Origin of the sequence: Arthrobacter sp. efr-133-R2A-120 (assembly GCF_030209835.1) — a bacterium.
Taxonomy (GTDB): Bacteria; Actinomycetota; Actinomycetes; order Actinomycetales; family Micrococcaceae; genus Arthrobacter.
This window is the reverse complement of the sequence record NZ_JARVRF010000014.1, coordinates 56,622-73,136: the sequence shown is the minus strand read 5'-3', so window position 1 is coordinate 73,136 and position 16,515 is coordinate 56,622. Positions and strand designations below refer to the sequence as shown.

Here is a 16,515-nt window from a genome sequence, read left to right as displayed (position 1 = left end):
GCAGCTCCCGATCCAGCCCATTTCGCCCAGCTACGCGGCACGGCGCCCCCGGGTGGCCTTGCCTGCGCGGACCAGGACAATGATGGCCGCCACAAAGCCGGTGATCACCACAAAAGAACCGAGGAAATGGTGCATGATGCTGAACCCCTGCTCACCCCAGGCCTGCTGTGCACTCGCAATCATGAAGAACCTCAAGCCGTTGCAGACAACAACAATCAGCATTGCCAGGGCGGCGGCGCGGGCCAATCGTGGCACGGTTATGCGGCCCATGAGGAACAAGATGCCGGACAAGGCCAGGACGGGGGCGATCAGCACCGCGCTGGAACACAATCCGGTCACCTCCAGTCCGAAGGGTTGCCCACCGCCGATGTTGTGGAAGATGATGTCGCGGACGCTGTAGGACGAGCCTCCGAGGACCCGGTCGAACACCCAGGCCATGGCCCAGGCCTCGAAACTACGGATGCTTTCCTGTTGCAGCATGGCTAGGACAGCCATCGCCAAACATGCCAGGCCGGGGAGAATCCCGCTCTGGCTCGCCCGGATGGTTGCGGCGCGAGGAGCATGCGGCCCTTGTGGCCCTGCGGAGTATTCGACACTTGTGGTCACTAGGCTTCCTTCGCTAACAGCTGCGCGTCGTTCTCATTGTTGCGCCGGGTTTTCGCCCAGCTGTGGCGTCCTGTGACCAAGCGGTAGGTTGCCCTCAGCACGGACACGTAGTTCTGGTACATGTAGAGCCAGTAGCCAACTCCCCACAGGACTCCTACCAGCCGGCTTTTATCCGGGGCTGCCTGCTTGCGGTAGACGGGACCCCACAAGGCGAACGGCGCGATGCCCGTTGCAATGATGAGCGGGATGATGAACCAGGATGCCGCCAGCCAGGCCTGGAAGCCGCCCATCGTCAGGGAACCCTGGGCCACCATGGTGATGAACAGCGTGGGCCACAAGACCAGGCCCAAGATCTGGATGAACGGCTGGACCAGGAAATAGCTGCATTCGATAGCCCCGATGTTGCTGAAGTACGGAGACTCGAAAATCCGCCCCAGGTACCTGCTGCATTGCATTCCGCCGTGGCACCAGCGGGTCCTCTGGGTCAGCAGTCTGCGAAGCCCCGGAAGTGCTTCCTGGGACACGTGGGCATCATGCATGTATACGGTCTTGTAGCCGCTCAGCAGCACATGGATCGCGAGTTCGTAGTCCTCCAGGAGGGCCCCGTGCCACGGTTGCCCGGAGGTCCTGGCAATGGTGTCGAGGGCGGAAAGACGGGTGAATTGCCCGTTGCCGCCCAAACCAACGGTCAACGTGTGGCGTCGGAGCGACTGCATGGCTGCGATGGTCGTGCGGAACTCCATGTCCTGCATAAGGATGAGGTATCGGGCGAAGCCTTGCTTCACGCGTCCGAATCCAGTAGCCGTCTTCAGTGCCGGGTCGTCCACATTGGCCATCCACACAGCGGTCTGAGCCGCTCCAACCTCAGGGTCCCCGAAGGCAAGTGGTCCGGCTGCCTGCCGGAACGCATTCTCGGACATCAGCCCATCGGCGTCGAGCGCCATGACGATCACCGTTTCACGGTCGGCGCCGGAAGGCAGCCAATCGTCCAGGGCCCGGTATGCAGCGTTCAGAGCGTCCCCCTTGCCAGAACGGGCGTCCGGGAGAACACGGCGAACAAGGTGAATCAAGGGGTCGGTCTCGGATGCGCAGTGCACGACGTGGGCCGTGGCGTCTTCACTGGCATCATCCACAACCCAAACGTGAGCCTCAGGAAATTGTCCCCGCAGCTTCGCCAGGGTATTCCCAATCACGGTTTCCTCGTCGCGGCACGGAATGAACACGTGCCAAGTGAAGCCTCCCGGTGTTCCCTCCGGATCCGGCGTCCTGCGCAGAAACGGAACCAGGATCACGCTGATGTAGGCCAGGAACACCACCAACAACAAGAATGCCAGGGCTTGGGCGGACTCGAGTACTGACATGTCTCCCCGATAGTGCTTTGAGGCTGTTTACGGCCGTTTCAAGAAAAGTTGAAGCGGGGCGGCCCCTGAGGTAGAGCCGCCCCGCGGATGATGCAGCTAGGAATCCTTGCGGCTGGCAGCCCGCTTTGCGGTCTTGAGCCTGCTGTTGCGCAGGACCACGAATCCGGCAACCAACAGCGCAATGCCCAGGAGGATGACCCAACCAAGTGCCGGCGCTCCGGTGGCGGCGAGGGTACCGCCGCCCGCCACTGCTCCCCCGGTCGCCAAACTATTTCCGTACATCCTGCGAAGTTCCTTCCGTTGTTCTTGTCTGGTTGCGGGCAGGCGCAATCAGGCGGCCGGAACCGCGGTCCGACGGCGTGCGCGGAAGAGGAACCAGCAAACCAGCGCCAGCAATGCCGCTGCGCCGCTGATGGCCAGGGTGTCGTTGTTGACCACCGGAATTGCTGCCGCAAGCAGGTTCGGACCCACGGAGGCGTTGGCCAGGTTGACGGTGGCGATGCTGCCGCCGGCTATACCCACCTGGAGCGCACGCTCGGTAAAGATGCCCCCGCTGCTTTGCTGAACGTTGACCTTGGCCGAGACCAGTGCGGTCAAGGCATTGGACAGCGGGGTCACGATGGTCGAGGACACACCCGAGACGACGCCGTTCAGGGCGGTGGTCAGGACGGCCAGTGCGGAGCCGGCAGTGATCTGCGCAATCGGTCCAAGGGCGTTGACCGCAGCGGTCGCGCTAGCCAGCGTGGAGTTGACCAGGCTGGTGATCTTGGCGGCAACCGCCTGCGGCAGGAACGAAACGAGGTCGGTGCCAGGGGGCAGGGCGTTCAGGCTCGGCACACCGGCAACGGCCAGGAGGTCTGCCTCGGTGATCGAGATCGTGCCACCCGCAACAGGATTCGCCACGGTGACGCCCAAAGGACCCAGGACTAGGTTGGCGGTGTTGATGGCGGTACCAACCGTGCCGGCAACTCCGCCAATGACCGTTCCGCCAAGATCAGCCGATACGCCGGCAACGGAATAGGCGCCGGCTGGGGCTGCTCCTTGGTCCTGCTTGGCGGCCGCGGCCAGCGTGGTGATCTTCAGGTCCAGGTTCACGAGGTCGGCGCCACCAAGGATGTTGGCCGTGCCCACTTTGATTTCAGCCGCCGGGATGCTGGGGCTTCCCGACGTCGGCAGGCCGCCGGGTAAAGTGACGAGGCCCGGTGCGCCGGAAACCGTACCGGAGAACGCCGCCGAGGACCCGTCATTGACGGCCTTGCCGTACTGGCTGACGGCCCCCAGCTGGATGATGCCGTTGTTGCCCAGCAACGGAATGTTTCCCGCACCGACGTTCACGATGCCGAAGGCGGCGGAAAGGTCGAGCGGGGTGCTGCTTTCAATGACGGCGGGGCCGGATGGCGGAGTGCCGATCTGCTGCGCCGTTGCCGCGCCATTGGATGCCAAACCGGCAAAGTTCGGCATGGCAAGGACGCTGCCGTCGATGATCTGCCCGCTGCCGGAGGAAATAATGTCCGTCGGTCCGGCAGTAGCTGATGGTGCCGCTGCCAGGCCGAAACCCAACGCTACGACGGCGCTGACGCCCACCGCGGCGGACCATGTCCTGTGTCTGGTATTCAAGTATTGCCCCCTCGTGAGAGTTGCAATCACGCCGGGCGCGCTGCAACGGAAACCTCGGAGAACGCACGTCCCCCGTGGAGAAAGTAAACAAGGCCCGGGGCGGTAGCGTCTCTGAAGGTACCCGAATGGGTTAAGCGACGAAGTCGGGGCGTCGCTGACCGATCCCCAACATGGAGTCGATGGCCGCCACAGCACGGTCTGCCGCGCCGCCGTCGCCGTACGGGTTCACTGCCTTGGCCATCGCCGAATACTGTGCGTCGTCCCCCATCAAAGCGTTGACGGCGTCCACGATGGTTTGCTCGTCCGTCCCGATGAGCCGTGCGGTGCCTGCCGCCACGGCCTCGGGGCGTTCGGTGTTGTCACGCATCACCAGAACGGGTTTCCCGAGGGCCGGCGCCTCTTCCTGCACTCCGCCCGAGTCCGTGAGGACCACGTGGCACAGGCTCAGTAGCTTGGTGAAATCCAGGTAGCCGAGGGGTTCCGTGACGATGATGTTGTGGACGCCTGCGACTTCCGGCAGGACGGCCTCCCGCACGGCTGGATTCCGATGCATGGGAAGGACGATTTCCACTTCGGGGCACCGGTCTGCGATCCGCGCGAGCGCCTTGCCCACGCCCACCATGGCCTGGCCTAGGTTTTCTCGTCGGTGGAGAGTCACAAGCAGGATCTTGCGGCCCGAATCCGTCGCGGTCCGGAGCGCGGGTTCAGTAAACTCAACGTCCCGTTTGACGGTCCCAAGTAGCGCGTCGATGACCGTATTTCCGGTCACCGCGATGTTCTCCGCCGGAATGCCCTCGGACAACAGATTGTCCTTGCCCGTGGACGTGGGCGCGAGATGCAGCGTGGCGATTTGCCCGAGCAAGCGGCGGTTCGCTTCCTCTGGAAAAGGTGAATTCAGGTTGCCGCTGCGCAGTCCGGCTTCAAGGTGGACCACAGGAATTCCGTGGTAGAACGCCGCCAGCCCCGCGGCCATGGCGGTGGTGGTGTCTCCTTGGACCACTACCGCGTCCGGCCTGACCTCGCAGAGGACTTCCGTGACTCCCTGCAAGGTCTTTTCAGTGATCCCGGCAAGGGTCTGGCGGGGCTGGATGATGTTCAGGTCATGCTCCGGTTGGATGCCGAAGAGCGCGTTGACCTGGTCCAGCATTTCCCGGTGCTGCCCGGTCACTGCCACTGGGGCCTTGTAACGGCGGGTTGCACGCAAGGCATGGACCAGCGGCGCCATTTTGATGGCCTCCGGACGGGTGCCGTAAACGAGCAGGACGGTGCGGTTATCCAAATTTTCCCCCTGGGCTTGAGCTGCCGTCCGGAGATTAGCAACCGCCCAACGCCCCGCCCGGGGTACTCCCCATTTGGGTCAATCCCCTCCGAGGGACATGCCCCTCTTTGCTTGAACCAGTGGACATAACAGCACTATGTCCACTCCTCAAACCCAGGAAGGCGCATGCTCAGGCGAATTGCGGTACCGAGGTGAGCGCAGCGCGCAACTCCCGGACCGCCGTCGGGCCTCCCGCGAGGAACCAGTCCAGGCCGTTGACGCGCACGACGTCGGTGTCCCCGCCGGCCGCGCGGACGATCGCCTTGCCGGGGAGCCAGTCCCACTCGGGGCAGCTGTGCTGGAACCAGCAGCCCAGTTCGCCGTCGGCCACCCGGCCGAGATCGCAGGATCCGGAACCGAACATGCGCAGTGAAGCTGCGGACACCGCTGCGGCGTGCCAAGGCATGGCGGCGCGGGGATCGGCGAGCCAGGTCGGGTGGATGTAAGTCGCGGCACCGAGTTCACTGAGCGCTGCCCCCGACGGTCCCGGGATCCGTTCGCCGTTGAGCGTCGCGGGGTGGCCTTCGCCGCCGGTCCAGAGCTTGTCGAGCTCCGGTTGATAGATGGCACCGAGAATGACGTCGGCATCCGAGGCGCCCCCGTTTGATGCCGCGCCCTCGTGCTTCAAGGCGATCGCCGAGCACCAATACGTGGAGCCGTGCAGGAAATTGTAGGTACCGTCCACGGGATCGATCACCCAGGTGCGGCCGCTGCTTCCTGCCACCGAGCTTCCTTCTTCACCCAGGATGCCGTCGTCCGGGCGGCAACGGCGCAGTTGCTCAAGGACGTAAGCCTCAGCCGCATGGTCCGCGGCGGTCACCACGTCCGAAACCGATGTCTTCCGTTCCCCTTGCAAGCCGCCCATCCGCATCAGCAGGGCAAGCTGCCCGGCTTCCCGGACCAGGGCAGCAGCAAGTTCGTAGTCGTCGAGCGAAGGATCAAGTTCTGTGGCGGAGTGCCTGCCAGTGGTCATGGGTCCAGCTTATGTGGCGGGATAATGAATGACATGGCCAAGACCCCAGCCCAACGCATCAAGAAGCACGGCGCGAATGCCGCCGTCCCCCAGCACCACTTGCCGCCGGTGATCAATCCCACCACCCAGCGGTCCCCCGAGAAGGCCCAGAACAACGGCCGCCTCATAGTGATTGCCGGGGTCGTGGCCAGCCTTTTCCTGTTTTGGTACGTGCACCTGCTGACCCTGAACCAGATGACCCAGTTGTCCGGCGGCATGGCCATGCCCGATTCCCTCATCGGCGGGTTCTCGACCGACTACGTCCATCAATTGCATGGCGCCATGACCGACGACGCCCGCGGACAGCTCAGCTACATCCACAAGACCGCCGGAACCCTGTTTCCGCTGATCTTCGGTTTCACCTGGCTTCTGCTCATCGGCACCAATGTGGCCGGAAAGGCACTGCGCTGGACGCTGTGGGCTGCTCCGCTGATGTTCGCGGTGGTCCGTTTGTGGAGCAACGTGGCGGTCGACGCCGCGCTGGGATCGGCAACGCCCGACGCCGGCCAGGTGGCTTTGGCTTCTACACTCACCGTCGCGGGCTGGGTACTGTTCCTGCTGAGCCTTTTGGCTGGCGGCGCGGCTGTGTTCCTGGGGCGCCAGGCGTCCCGGGAGGACCGGCGGAAGATCCGGCAGGGCTAGGGATCGGACGCCGGACGGCCCTATCGCCCCGGTTGGATCCCCATCGCCGACAACAAACGGTTCGCTTCGAGGACCGTCTTCGTGGCCGACTTTAAGCTTGCCAGCGCGCGGACGGCAGCGACGAATTCCCTCGGTACGTTCTCAGGCGTCCGATGGCCCACCGGAATGCAGTCCCAGAATTCCGTGCAGCTGGCGAGCGTCTCCGGGGATCCGGCGGGGAGCCTCTGCTCCTCACCGATGGCAACCACCAAGGCAACAAGAGTCGGCCAGACGAGTTCCAGATATCCTTCGTAGGCCACAAGCGCGAGGTTTCGAACAAGGCGACCCAACGACATGCTGCCTCTGTTCAGGGCAGGCTTTACGGCCGCGGCCAGGTGCGTGCTTAACTGCTGTCCCGCTGCTGCGAGTTCCAGCGTGGTTTCGAGCACCTGTTCCCGGGTCCGTATCATCGGGGAACTGAGCATTTCCAGTAGCCATTCGTGGGTCAGTGCGCCAACGTCGCCCGCAATCGCTCCGTCCAGGCGGTCCGACCTCATCGCAATAGGTTCTCCGCTTGCCCGCCTCCGACCGAACCACACGGCACCCAAGTCGGGCCAATACGGAACCACCGCAGAAGAGCCGCTCGCGGGCCAACTAACCGGCCGTTCGGGGTCACCCTCCCACAAACTTGCTTGAAGCAATTGGGAGGGAATCGATGGAAACCGTTCCAGTGAGACGGGCAATACCAGCGGAGCGTCGACCACCGGAGGCACGAATCCGCCTCCTTGAATCCAATCCCGTATCAGCCGACCGGCCGTTCGCAGAGGGTCATCGCACCCATCAAGAGGCCGGATCCCAAGTTCAGGCAGTTCGGTTGCATCTTCCGGGGTCGTCGGCTCTAAACGGAGCAGGGCTTGAAACAAGTCCGCTTCTCCATAGGGCAGCCCCTCACGTTCGTACCAGCCGAGCACCGCGACGAGGCGGTCTAGGTTCACTTTGTGATTGTCATAGCTTGGTGTGGCCAAAGAGTAGCCTATCGCCCCTGCTTGGACCGTCAGCTCGCTGACCCGGATGGTGTGGATCGCAGCCACGGGGCTCGTCCGGCGAAACGGATCTCCCCAGTCGAATGGCTCGGAGAATGACGACCGCATAAGTCTCACCAGCTCCATGTGGGCCGTGCGGTCGTGGCGCTCCGATGCCCACATGGACAGCGCCACCCGCGGATTCGGATCGCTCCACCACCCCCAAGCTGTCGCCGCTAGTCCTTTTTCAAACCCATCTGTTCGATCGTGGACCGGAAACTTCCGCCGGTACCAATCAAGTCCTTCCTGCGGCTGGTGATACGCCTTTCGCAGGAACAGAGCCAAATACTGCTCCTCGACGATGGTGTGCTGCTGATAGTTGGACCAGGTTTCAAATCGTGTGCTGGCGGCGTCCAGCTCCACCAACGGAAGAGCCGCAGGCTTTTGGGCGCCAGTCCCCCAAAGTTGCGCGGCCACTGGAGCCTCTGGTTCGGTAGGAGTACGCGGAGTCCCCAGGGTCTTCGCGGCTATGGTCTGGATCTCCAGGTTCGACGATCCCGATGCCGCTTCCCAACACGCGGCGAGGACGGCGCCATCGTAATTCCTGGTCACTGCTTGGGACTTCAGGTGCCGGACCAACTTTTTCTGCAGGTTCTTTTCCGGCCGGCCAAACACGGTGACGCTCAGATCCTCCAGATCGCGCCCGTCCAAGGGCGTTTTGAGCAAGAGCTGCAACGCAAAGCCCGAGAGGAACCCCGGTGCCGTGGCCACTGTCGACAACCAAAGTGGCACGCTCGCGGCCATCTCTCGCGGGTCGGGACTGAGCACCTTCAGCACATCGAGCAAGACCCTTTGGGTGGGCAGGCTGTCACCTCGCGCCAGCGCGGTATGGACATGGGCTATCACCGACTCACGACTGAATGTCCCACGCTCAATGTAGCCACGAACCGCGGCCTCCACTCCCCAGTTTTCTGCGTTGAATCGATAAGTCAACGTACCGAGCACGTTCGGAAGCTCGAAGCAACGCAGGAGTGTTTCAGGAGCCGTGGCATCTTGATCCCATAACTCAAGCAAAGATTTCTGCATCTTCGGAAAGAGTTGTGCACGCCCGTCGTTGCCTATCCGGAATTCGACGCCGGACCAACCGGTGTACTCAAAATGCACAGCGCTTTCGTCGTTCCAAACCTCATGGGACCTAGCACCAACAAGGCTCCTGTAGTACCACGCCCACAGACGCGGATAGGCCTCAAAATCCTTCGGTTCGATTCCAAAATGCAGCATGAGCGGCAGGCAACAGCGGACAACATTTATTGCTGTCCGCTCTCCACTGCGTGCATTGCGTTCAATTGCCGCTGCCACAAATCCCCTGCACCAGCTCTCACCTCTGGAAGCCAGAACGTCCAGCAGCAAAAGGATGTGGACAGTTCGGATCGGGAAATCCCGCCAAGGCAGGATTTTGGCGGCGCTGACTGGGGAATCCAAAACTACCGTCAGGATGTGGATAACCATCAAAAGGTCCCAGGTTTGGTCGATTGATCGACCTGCTCCGTACTGCCGCCAATCGTGGGCGTCGGCCAACAGGTATCTGCGGTTCTTGGCGAACCAGTGTGCCGCTTCCATCCGCTCATCTGGGAGAATCCCTGCGAGGTAATCACGCAGAGCGTCCCATTGCCGAGACTCGACAAGGTGACGTACATGCTCAACGACCTTGGGCTCGGCGCTGCCCATTCCCGCCCCTGCGGCCGTCATGAGTTCGCCGGTCCTGGATCTTGTGCAGGCTCCATCCGGAAGAGCTGCACCGCGAGCACATGTTTACAAGGCCCCCTGGAGCCCCGGTGGTCAGCCCACCACGCACAGGTGCACTGGTAGACGCCGTCAATTCTTATTACATGGTGGACGTAAGTGCCAGCTCCCGCCAGGACTTGCCATCGATCCCCTAACCACTCGACGCCGCCCTTCTTGGCTACGATGTCGCGAGCGGCCCGAAGCCTCGGGTAGTCCTTGACGATCCGGTCAGGTTCCAGTGGCAACTCCCGGTGGAAATAAGCGTTCTCAAGCAGGTCGAAGCCGACTTTTCCGGACGTGCCCAAGCAGGCTAGGCCTTGGGTGACTCTCTGGGCGGGGAGGCCCGCGCTGCCTCCCAGCGACGCAGTGGAGATGACGGGCTGCCACTGGAGAAACTCCTGCACCGCGGCCCCGGCTTCCTTGGCTCCGGGAACAGCGAGCGCTTCCAAGATGCCGCCCTCTCCTGAGAATCCACGGTAAGGCGCCGGCGAAAGCAGCAGCGTGAAGTCGGCACCGGGAAGCCTGAAAACCCACGCACTTGCACCGCTGTCGTGGCGGAAAATCTCCAGTTTCGACGCAAACCTCGCCACCCGCTTTGCGGCGGCGAGCCTCCCCGTGCCCGCCAACGTGACTGTCGATGGTTTTTGGCGGACTTCCGCCCGGAGTCCACGAAGAGCGGGGGCGAGGAAGACAGTCCGTCCTGGCTGTGCTGCAGGGAGTGAAGCCAGGAACTGGCTAATTGCGGACCCTGCCAAGGTGGCAAGATGAACCATTCCTGCCGCGATGGACGGCGTTTCGGCGAAGCCACGGATCCATCGGTCCGGCAGCTCAACCTGGCGTTCCACATGGCTCTCGCCGGGGGTGGAAACCACCAAGCGATCACGGCCGACCTCCAGATGCATCAGCTCGTTTCTGGACACATTCGCCAGCATTGAGCGTAGCGGACCATTGATGTCCACGTTCGTTGTCCCAAAGCCGATTTCCCCACCGTCGAGACTGCTGCTCGCGAGGTCCAGCCGGGCATAGACGCCGTTGCAAGCCGAAAAAGACTCGGCCCGGAGGCGGTCACCCCCCGCGGTCATGACCGGATCCAGGACATCGCTCAACTTGAAGGCTGCATCAAAATAACGTGATGCTGCCACATCCGCCACGGCCAGAAGCGCGCTCGAAACCACGTCGGGCCGGACGGCAAAGCCACGAAAGAAGCTCGGATTTTCGACCAAGCCTTGAGGCGTGACACCCAAGGCCGACTCAAGAAAGAGCTGTTGGACTCCCTCCGATTCGAGAAGCATCGATTCGGCGCGGTACATACCCATGCAAATCCCCCGTCTTGGATGAGCTTGTCATAGCGCCAGAGTAGACCCCGGCTACACGGGAGCGAAGGGGCCTGCGCCCCGTGAGCACTACTCCTGTTCCGAACTCAGGCTTCCGAATCGCTCCCCGGCTCGAGCATCTCCCGGGCTTGGAGTGCACGCTGGTGGGCGCCGGCTTTGTCGAAGCGGTCGGCCGCTTCGACCAGACTTTCTTTCGCTGCCTGTTTGTTCCCGGTGCTGGCTTGGGCCCGCGCCATCAAGAGGTAGACCTCGCCCGCCATCTGCGCGGGCAGTTGGTCAGCGCGGCCCCTGATTTCGTCCAGCAGCTCAAGCGCCGCCCCCGCGTCTCCCGCCAGATAGTTCCAATGCGCGCGGTTGAGCCGAAGCAGGAGAATTTCCTCTTCGCTGCCCCCGACGACGTCCGTGGCAAGTTCGGCCCGTTCAATGCACCGCAGGGTGGCCGCATCTGCCACTTCCGCCGCCAGCCTCATCGCCGCCGACGCCTTGTTGAACTTGGCCCAGACATCAAGGTTCCGCGAAGGGGAAAAGGTTTCCGCTGCAAGCTCATGGTAGTGGAGCCCTTCATCGACTTTGTCACAGAGGAAGGCCACATTGCCGATGACCCAGTACGCCTTTCCGGCCAACTGGTCATCCATTTCATCGGAGATCCTCTCCGAGAGGGACAGGCATTCCTCCCAGGCCTCCCCAAGTTTTCCGGATTCGCCAAACGCCGCTATCAGTGCCTGCCGTGCGTGGACGTCGATTTCCATGTCCGCGTCATCATCGACCAAGCCGACGGCCGACGCCGCAGCCGAGGTGGCCATCTCCAGGAGCCCTTCACCCCGCAGGGAGTTCGCCATCAATATGAGTGCCCGGGCCCGGTGTTGGGGTGAAGCCACAGCCGACGGTGCCTCGGAAAGCGACCTCGCCAGCGCAGTGCTCGCAGCGAAATCACCTGCGTCGAGAAGATTCTCTGCTTGAAGGAAAGTCATGTTCCACCATCCGGCGGAATCACCCTCATCAAGGGCAATATCAGCAGCGGAGCGCGCACCATCGGCAGCCTTGGCGAAGTCGTGGCTGGCCCGGTGTCCTCTCGCCTGCAGTTCCGCGGCGGCGTACGACGGCGCAACCTTCTTTTCTCCCATGGCTCCATTATGTCTCTGAGACACTGCGTCAAGGGTGCGGCCGGGTAATTAGCACGATTTTGGGAGATGTGGACAAAGCACTGATGACACGGCGTGTCGTTACTCTTATAATGAGCGTGCTTCACTTCGTTCACTCCAGTCGCATCAGTCACATACCATCAGGAGCTTTCGCATGAAAAGAACTCTCGCTGCCCTCCTCGCGGCAGCAGCAATCTTGCTCGCCGGAATTACCGGCTCGGCAGCGGTGTCCGCCAGCAGCCAGAGCCCCTCACAGGATTCGTCCATAGCCACTGGCTGGTGGCCGAACTTCGCGCAGAACTCGGCAGAAGCCACTGGCTGGTGGCCGAACTTCGCCCAGAACTCGGCAGAGGCCACTGGCTGGTGGCCCAACGCCACCACCCAGGGTTCCCCTGAAGCCACCGGTTGGTGGCCCAACGCCACCACCAACTCCACCCCCTCCAACTAGCTACACCTGAAAGGCACCGGACCTGAGGTCCGGTGCCTTTCTGTTGCTGCCTTTCCGCCGCCAGGAGGACGCGGGCTCAGGTGCCCCGGAACAGTTCCGCGAATTTTTCGGCTGCCATCGGCCGGCCAAAGTAATACCCCTGGCCACTGGCGCAGCCCAGGCGGGCAAGCTCGGCCGCCTGCTCTGCCGTTTCGATGCCCTCGGCAACGGCTTGCATTCCGCACGCATGAATGAGCTGGAGAACCGCCGCCACAAAGTTCCGTTCCTTCTCGTCCGTGCCCAGGCCTTGGATGAGGGAGCGGTCAATCTTGACCACGTTGACGGGAAGGCTGCGCAGGTAGCTGATAGACGAATATCCGGTGCCGAAATCGTCGATTTCCAAGCGGATACCCAGACGCCTGAGGCCGGTCAGGGAGTATTTGTCGATGTCGCTGCCGTTCACTGCCATTGACTCCGTGAGCTCGATGACCAGCTTGGATGCCTCCACTCCGGTTTCGGAGAGCACTTCCCGCACATGCTCGATCAATTCCAGGCTTTGCAATTCGGTCGTCGAAATATTGACCCGCATGCTGAAGTCTTCGTCCATGCCCGGGCCGTCCTGCCACTCGCGCAATTGCTGCATCGCACGCCGTAGAACCCAATAGCCGAGATCGATGATGATGCCGGTTTCCTCGGCCAGCGGGATGAATGCATCCGGCATCAACAATCCCCTGTCGGGGTGGTTCCACCGCACCAGCGCTTCAGCGCCTTCAATCCGCCCCGAGGCCAACTCGACAACAGGCTGGAAATGGAGGACCAGCTGATCTGTCCGGATGGCTTCACGCAGCTCCGAGATCATGAGTCCCTGGAGCCTGCGCGCGTACAACAAAGCCGGCTCGAAAACCCTGACGCTGCTCCCCTGCTCGGCCTTTGCCGCATACATGGCCGTGTCGGCTTCCATCACGAGGTCGTCCACGGACTGCCCTGGCTCGGCGACACGGAGCCCGATGCTTGTTCCACAGATGATCCGGACTTCGCCGATGTCGATGCTCTCACCCACGGCCCGAAGGATCCGCTTGGCAACGCCACGCGCATGCGCCGCATTGGATTTGGGCAGCATGACGGCAAATTCGTCCCCGCCGAGCCTGGCCACCATGTCCGTATCACGGACCGCGGCGAGCAGGCGCCTCGCAGTGACTTTCAAGACGGTGTCCCCGGCGCCGTGCCCCAAGGTGTCGTTGATCCCCTTGAATGAGTTCAAGTCCAAAACGAGCAACGCAGGTGGGAGCTCTCCCCGCTCGGATTCGACGAGTTCATGGTTCAGCGCCCTTTCGAGCGCCGTGCGGTTGGCCAACTGGGTCAGCGGATCAGTGAGCGCCATCCTTTCGAGTTCGATCTGGGCCTCGCGAAGCATGGCAGTTCGGCTTTCGACCCGTTCCTCGAGCTCCTGGTAGATGGCTTGAAGATCGTCCGCCATGAGGTTGATCCCGGTAATCACAGCAGCCACTTCGTCCCGCGGGCCGGACACCGGGATCCTTGTGCTGAGGTCGCCATCAGCAATCCGAACTACCCCTTCAACAAGGGCAAGGAGTCGCGGGTCCTGGGGCTCACGCTGATTCACGGTGGTGCTCTCTCAACCAGTCACGGGCTTCTGCTTCTGAGGTGAAGAACTGCCCGGGAAGCGAGCCTGGCTTCGCACGCAGGAGAAAATGCGCGATCACGCGGTCCACCGGGCTCTCCCCCAAGAGGGCACATGCTGAAACGACCACGGAATTCGAGTAGGCCAGGCGAGCGTCGTCGGTGACAGACAGCACTCCGGTCACCCTGAGCAGAAGCGGGAGCCTGCGCCCGTCTGCAAACACACGAACGGCCGCCGCGGCCGCCCGGGCTTCCGGCGAGCGGACTACGCTGTTCGGCGGCAGGGTGACCTCGACAATCCCGTCCTCCGCCAAGTCAACGGTGATCTGGTCGGCCGGGGCCATCGCGTCTCCAGACGAAGCATCCAAGGCATCATCGGGAATCCGGGAATCCCGGGCGGGCAGTGTCTGGGAGCTCATCGCTGGGTCGCCTGCCGCCGTCGGGCGATCGGCCCGCGAAGGTCCCGAAGGCCACAACCCGAGGGGTGGGATGCTGCCTTTATGGGGGATGTATCGCCTGCGTGTCCCGGACGACGCAGAACAAGCTGATGAGTCATGGGTCCTATGTTCTGCCGTGTCGGTCATCTAGTCTGCGCCAAACTGCATGGAACCCTCAGTCCGGCGCCATTCCGGTGAGTGCACTCATGATAATGCAAAGACTACCCACCCGCTGACACGAGGCTACCCGCGAAAACTCAGCGTTTTGCAAGCCGCGCCGCCGTTCGCCGTACTTCCCGGACCCTTTGCGCCACCACGAGACCAGCGGCGGAAAACCCGATCGTGGTGGGATATGCCATCAAGCGTTCCAGGGTTCCGGGGTCGGGGACGTCCATCCGGGTCAGGCCCCCTACTACGAGGGCGCCCAGTGTCACCGTTCCGCATGCCACGACGAACCAGCTCATGGCGGTATGGGGCAGCCAGAGCAGCCCGAGGAGCAACAGGGCGAATGCTCCTCCGATGAAGAACATGAGGGCGCCCACAAGATGCAAGGGAGACCCAAGGTCTTCCGGCACAAACCCAACAACCACGGTTCCCAGCCCGGAGATACCCGTCAGGACCCGGACCGCGACGGCGGTGGGCCACGCCTTGCGGTAGGCGGCGCCTTGCAGGATCCGCACACCGGGACGGGCCGCAATGCATAGCAGCGCGGAACTGAGCAGCAACGCCCCGAACAGCATCCCAAGGCCCTGCACCACAAAGGAGGCGTTCATGAGCAGGTGCAGGGGCGAACAGACGTCGCGGTGCTCATAGATCCCGCATTTGAGCGCGCCAAGATCGCTGATGAACCCGGTTCGGCGATCGTAGGGCCCGGGACCCCGCCATGCTTCGATCACCGCCGATTCGGCCACGAAATACTGAACCACGCTCAATTGGGCCCAGCCTCCGATGGTCGAGCGGATGGTGCCCAGCTCCGGGAGGTGGTAGCCGGAGGCGGCCGGCGCCGTCATCTGCTCTCTCATGCGGGCCAGCCTAGCGCCAGCCCACCAGCGTGCTGCTCCGCCCGTGTCGCAGGCGTCGCCGCGCCTGCGTCGGTGTTCGAGGGCTGCCCCGGCAGCTTGTATGCTTGTATGCGTGCCCGGCCAGCGGCTCCCAGGAGCTTCCAGCACGCGCACAGGCCCTCGTAGCTCAGTGGATAGAGCACGGCTCTCCTAAAGCCGGTGTCGTTGGTTCGATTCCAATCGAGGGCACTTGAAAGACCAGCTGCGCGAATCGTCTCCGACGCAAGACCTGCGGGCCTACCTGCTGGGCAGCTGGACCGTGGAACGGTCCCTGTGGGACCGGGCGGGCGGCACCCGCGGTACCTTCACCGGCGTCGTGCGCTATTCGGAAACCCCCGACGGCGGGCTCCTCCTTCGCGAGGACGGCACCATGACCTGGCCTACCCACACAGGCCCGGCCTTCCGCGAATACCTCCTGCGGCCTTCCGACTCCCCCGAAGCCATGGATGTCTACTTCCCGGATGGGAAACCGTTCCACCGCATGAGCTTCCGCGACCACGCCAACGAGGACAGCCACTGGTGCGATCCCGATGACTACAAAGTCAATTACCTCTGGGGCGGGCAGGACGCTTTCAGCTACGCCTGGGACGTCCGCGGACCGGCCAAGGATTTGCTGCTGGAATCCCGGCTAAGGAGAGAGCTATGACCGAAAACAGTTCAACCAAGGACCTGATAGTCGTCAGCGCGGTCTGCGTGCACGACGACGCCGGACGGCTGCTGACGGTGCGCAAGCGTGGCACGGACAAGTTCATGCACCCGGGAGGCAAGCCCGAACCGGGTGAAACCGCGGCGGAGGCTGCATCCCGCGAGCTGGCCGAGGAAGTCGGAATCGACGTCGACCCGGCGGATCTGCAGCTCTTGGGGAGCTGGCTCGCCGTCGCCGCCAACGAGGCCGCGACGGACATCGAGGCCACCGTCTTCACCGCACCTGGCACGTGGGAAGCCCATCCTTCGGCTGAGATCGCGGAGATCCGCTGGTTGGATCTCTCTGCTGAACTTCCGGACGATTTGGCTCCGCTCCTGACGGACCACGTCCTGCCCCTGCTCGTGAAAAGATGAAGAACCAGTAGAGCTTTCAGGCTACCGGTGGCAAAGTTTGATTTAACTTAATTCACATCTGCATCGTCAGATCCA

At 62.8% G+C, this 16,515-nt stretch carries 16 protein-coding genes and 1 tRNA gene; 5 read left to right on the top strand and 12 right to left on the bottom strand.

All coding sequences use genetic code 11. The features are described from left to right. Positions 1–30: 30 nt before the first annotated feature. The 6 genes from xrtS to QRN52_RS09190 form a co-directional block, all read right to left on the bottom strand. Positions 31–606 carry an exosortase S gene (gene xrtS / locus QRN52_RS09215; RefSeq protein ID WP_284752430.1) on the bottom strand — a complete coding sequence of 192 codons (576 nt, stop codon included), beginning with the start codon at positions 604–606 and terminating at the stop codon, positions 31–33. Next, positions 606–1,967 carry an XrtP-associated glycosyltransferase gene (locus tag QRN52_RS09210; RefSeq protein WP_284752429.1) on the bottom strand — a complete coding sequence of 454 codons (1,362 nt, stop codon included), beginning with the start codon at positions 1,965–1,967 and terminating at the stop codon, positions 606–608. The genes xrtS and QRN52_RS09210 overlap by 1 nt, the downstream gene beginning before the upstream one ends. A 96-nt stretch (positions 1,968–2,063) precedes the next feature. Beyond that, positions 2,064–2,249 (bottom strand): hypothetical protein, encoded by a 186-nt coding sequence (locus QRN52_RS09205; protein WP_284752428.1) that lies wholly within the window; start codon positions 2,247–2,249, stop codon positions 2,064–2,066. Positions 2,250–2,297: 48 nt separating this feature from the next. Then, entirely contained in the window at positions 2,298–3,584 is a 1,287-nt protein-coding gene (locus tag QRN52_RS09200; protein ID WP_284752427.1) for a PVV-CTERM domain-containing choice-of-anchor G protein, read from the bottom strand. 130 nt (positions 3,585–3,714) lie between these two features. Beyond that, the gene (gene wecB, locus QRN52_RS09195; RefSeq protein WP_284752426.1) at positions 3,715–4,863 is read right to left on the bottom strand and encodes a non-hydrolyzing UDP-N-acetylglucosamine 2-epimerase; all 1,149 of its coding nucleotides are present in this window, start codon (positions 4,861–4,863) and stop codon (positions 3,715–3,717) included. Between the two features lie 169 nt (positions 4,864–5,032). Continuing rightward, positions 5,033–5,875: an inositol monophosphatase family protein gene (locus tag QRN52_RS09190; RefSeq protein ID WP_284752425.1), complete on the bottom strand. Its 843-nt coding sequence runs from the start codon at positions 5,873–5,875 to the stop codon at positions 5,033–5,035. Positions 5,876–5,908: 33 nt separating this feature from the next. Here QRN52_RS09190 and QRN52_RS09185 point away from each other — a divergent pair, with 33 nt between their 5' ends. Continuing rightward, on the top strand, positions 5,909–6,556 hold the full coding sequence (locus QRN52_RS09185) for a hypothetical protein (RefSeq protein WP_284752424.1): 648 nt from the start codon (positions 5,909–5,911) through the stop codon (positions 6,554–6,556). A 20-nt stretch (positions 6,557–6,576) separates the two neighbouring features. On the opposite strand, the gene QRN52_RS09180 is transcribed toward QRN52_RS09185, so the two are convergent. The 3 genes from QRN52_RS09180 to QRN52_RS09170 form a co-directional block, all read right to left on the bottom strand. Next, a complete protein-coding gene (locus QRN52_RS09180) occupies positions 6,577–9,306 on the bottom strand; it encodes a hypothetical protein (RefSeq protein ID WP_284752423.1) in 2,730 nt (909 codons plus the stop codon). Next, the gene (locus tag QRN52_RS09175) at positions 9,303–10,658 is read right to left on the bottom strand and encodes an SWIM zinc finger family protein (RefSeq protein ID WP_284752422.1); all 1,356 of its coding nucleotides are present in this window, start codon (positions 10,656–10,658) and stop codon (positions 9,303–9,305) included. Before QRN52_RS09175 ends, QRN52_RS09180 begins: the two co-directional genes overlap by 4 nt. 104 nt (positions 10,659–10,762) lie before the next feature. After that, a complete protein-coding gene (locus QRN52_RS09170; protein WP_284752421.1) occupies positions 10,763–11,800 on the bottom strand; it encodes a hypothetical protein in 1,038 nt (345 codons plus the stop codon). 172 nt (positions 11,801–11,972) lie between these two features. On the opposite strand from QRN52_RS09170, the gene QRN52_RS09165 reads away from it, so the two are divergent. After that, positions 11,973–12,266 carry a hypothetical protein gene (locus tag QRN52_RS09165; RefSeq protein ID WP_284752420.1) on the top strand — a complete coding sequence of 98 codons (294 nt, stop codon included), beginning with the start codon at positions 11,973–11,975 and terminating at the stop codon, positions 12,264–12,266. Between the two features lie 76 nt (positions 12,267–12,342). Here the strand turns inward: QRN52_RS09165 and QRN52_RS09160 are convergent, their stop codons facing one another. From QRN52_RS09160 to QRN52_RS09150, 3 genes are all read right to left on the bottom strand, one after another. Next, a complete protein-coding gene (locus QRN52_RS09160; RefSeq protein ID WP_284752419.1) occupies positions 12,343–13,866 on the bottom strand; it encodes a putative bifunctional diguanylate cyclase/phosphodiesterase in 1,524 nt (507 codons plus the stop codon). Further along, on the bottom strand, positions 13,853–14,302 hold the full coding sequence (locus QRN52_RS09155) for a DUF7793 family protein (protein ID WP_284752418.1): 450 nt from the start codon (positions 14,300–14,302) through the stop codon (positions 13,853–13,855). The genes QRN52_RS09160 and QRN52_RS09155 overlap by 14 nt, the downstream gene beginning before the upstream one ends. Before the next feature lie 275 nt (positions 14,303–14,577). Beyond that, positions 14,578–15,342, bottom strand: coding sequence for a DUF998 domain-containing protein (locus QRN52_RS09150; protein WP_284752417.1), 765 nt, complete (start codon positions 15,340–15,342; stop codon positions 14,578–14,580). Between the two features lie 155 nt (positions 15,343–15,497). On the opposite strand from QRN52_RS09150, the gene QRN52_RS09145 reads away from it, so the two are divergent. The 3 genes from QRN52_RS09145 to QRN52_RS09135 all read left to right on the top strand — a co-directional run bounded on the left by QRN52_RS09145 (position 15,498) and on the right by QRN52_RS09135 (position 16,440). Beyond that, a tRNA-Arg gene (locus tag QRN52_RS09145) sits at positions 15,498–15,570 on the top strand. A 1-nt stretch (position 15,571) separates the two neighbouring features. After that, complete coding sequence (locus QRN52_RS09140; protein WP_350225142.1) at positions 15,572–16,027, top strand: DUF6314 family protein; 456 nt, start codon at positions 15,572–15,574, stop codon at positions 16,025–16,027. After that, on the top strand, positions 16,024–16,440 hold the full coding sequence (locus tag QRN52_RS09135) for an NUDIX hydrolase (RefSeq protein WP_284752416.1): 417 nt from the start codon (positions 16,024–16,026) through the stop codon (positions 16,438–16,440). Before QRN52_RS09140 ends, QRN52_RS09135 begins: the two co-directional genes overlap by 4 nt. Positions 16,441–16,515 lie beyond the last annotated feature (75 nt).

Coding starts and splice junctions, on each gene's coding strand:
- QRN52_RS09210 (WP_284752429.1), bottom strand. CDS start 1,967: ATGTCAGTACTCGAGTCCGCCCAAGCCCTGGCATTCTTGTTGTTGGTG.
- QRN52_RS09205 (WP_284752428.1), bottom strand. CDS start 2,249: ATGTACGGAAATAGTTTGGCGACCGGGGGAGCAGTGGCGGGCGGCGGT.
- QRN52_RS09190 (WP_284752425.1), bottom strand. CDS start 5,875: ATGACCACTGGCAGGCACTCCGCCACAGAACTTGATCCTTCGCTCGAC.
- QRN52_RS09185 (WP_284752424.1), top strand. CDS start 5,909: ATGGCCAAGACCCCAGCCCAACGCATCAAGAAGCACGGCGCGAATGCC.
- QRN52_RS09180 (WP_284752423.1), bottom strand. CDS start 9,306: ATGACGGCCGCAGGGGCGGGAATGGGCAGCGCCGAGCCCAAGGTCGTT.
- QRN52_RS09175 (WP_284752422.1), bottom strand. CDS start 10,658: ATGGGTATGTACCGCGCCGAATCGATGCTTCTCGAATCGGAGGGAGTC.
- QRN52_RS09170 (WP_284752421.1), bottom strand. CDS start 11,800: ATGGGAGAAAAGAAGGTTGCGCCGTCGTACGCCGCCGCGGAACTGCAG.
- QRN52_RS09165 (WP_284752420.1), top strand. CDS start 11,973: ATGAAAAGAACTCTCGCTGCCCTCCTCGCGGCAGCAGCAATCTTGCTC.
- QRN52_RS09155 (WP_284752418.1), bottom strand. CDS start 14,302: ATGAGCTCCCAGACACTGCCCGCCCGGGATTCCCGGATTCCCGATGAT.
- QRN52_RS09150 (WP_284752417.1), bottom strand. CDS start 15,342: ATGAGAGAGCAGATGACGGCGCCGGCCGCCTCCGGCTACCACCTCCCG.
- QRN52_RS09135 (WP_284752416.1), top strand. CDS start 16,024: ATGACCGAAAACAGTTCAACCAAGGACCTGATAGTCGTCAGCGCGGTC.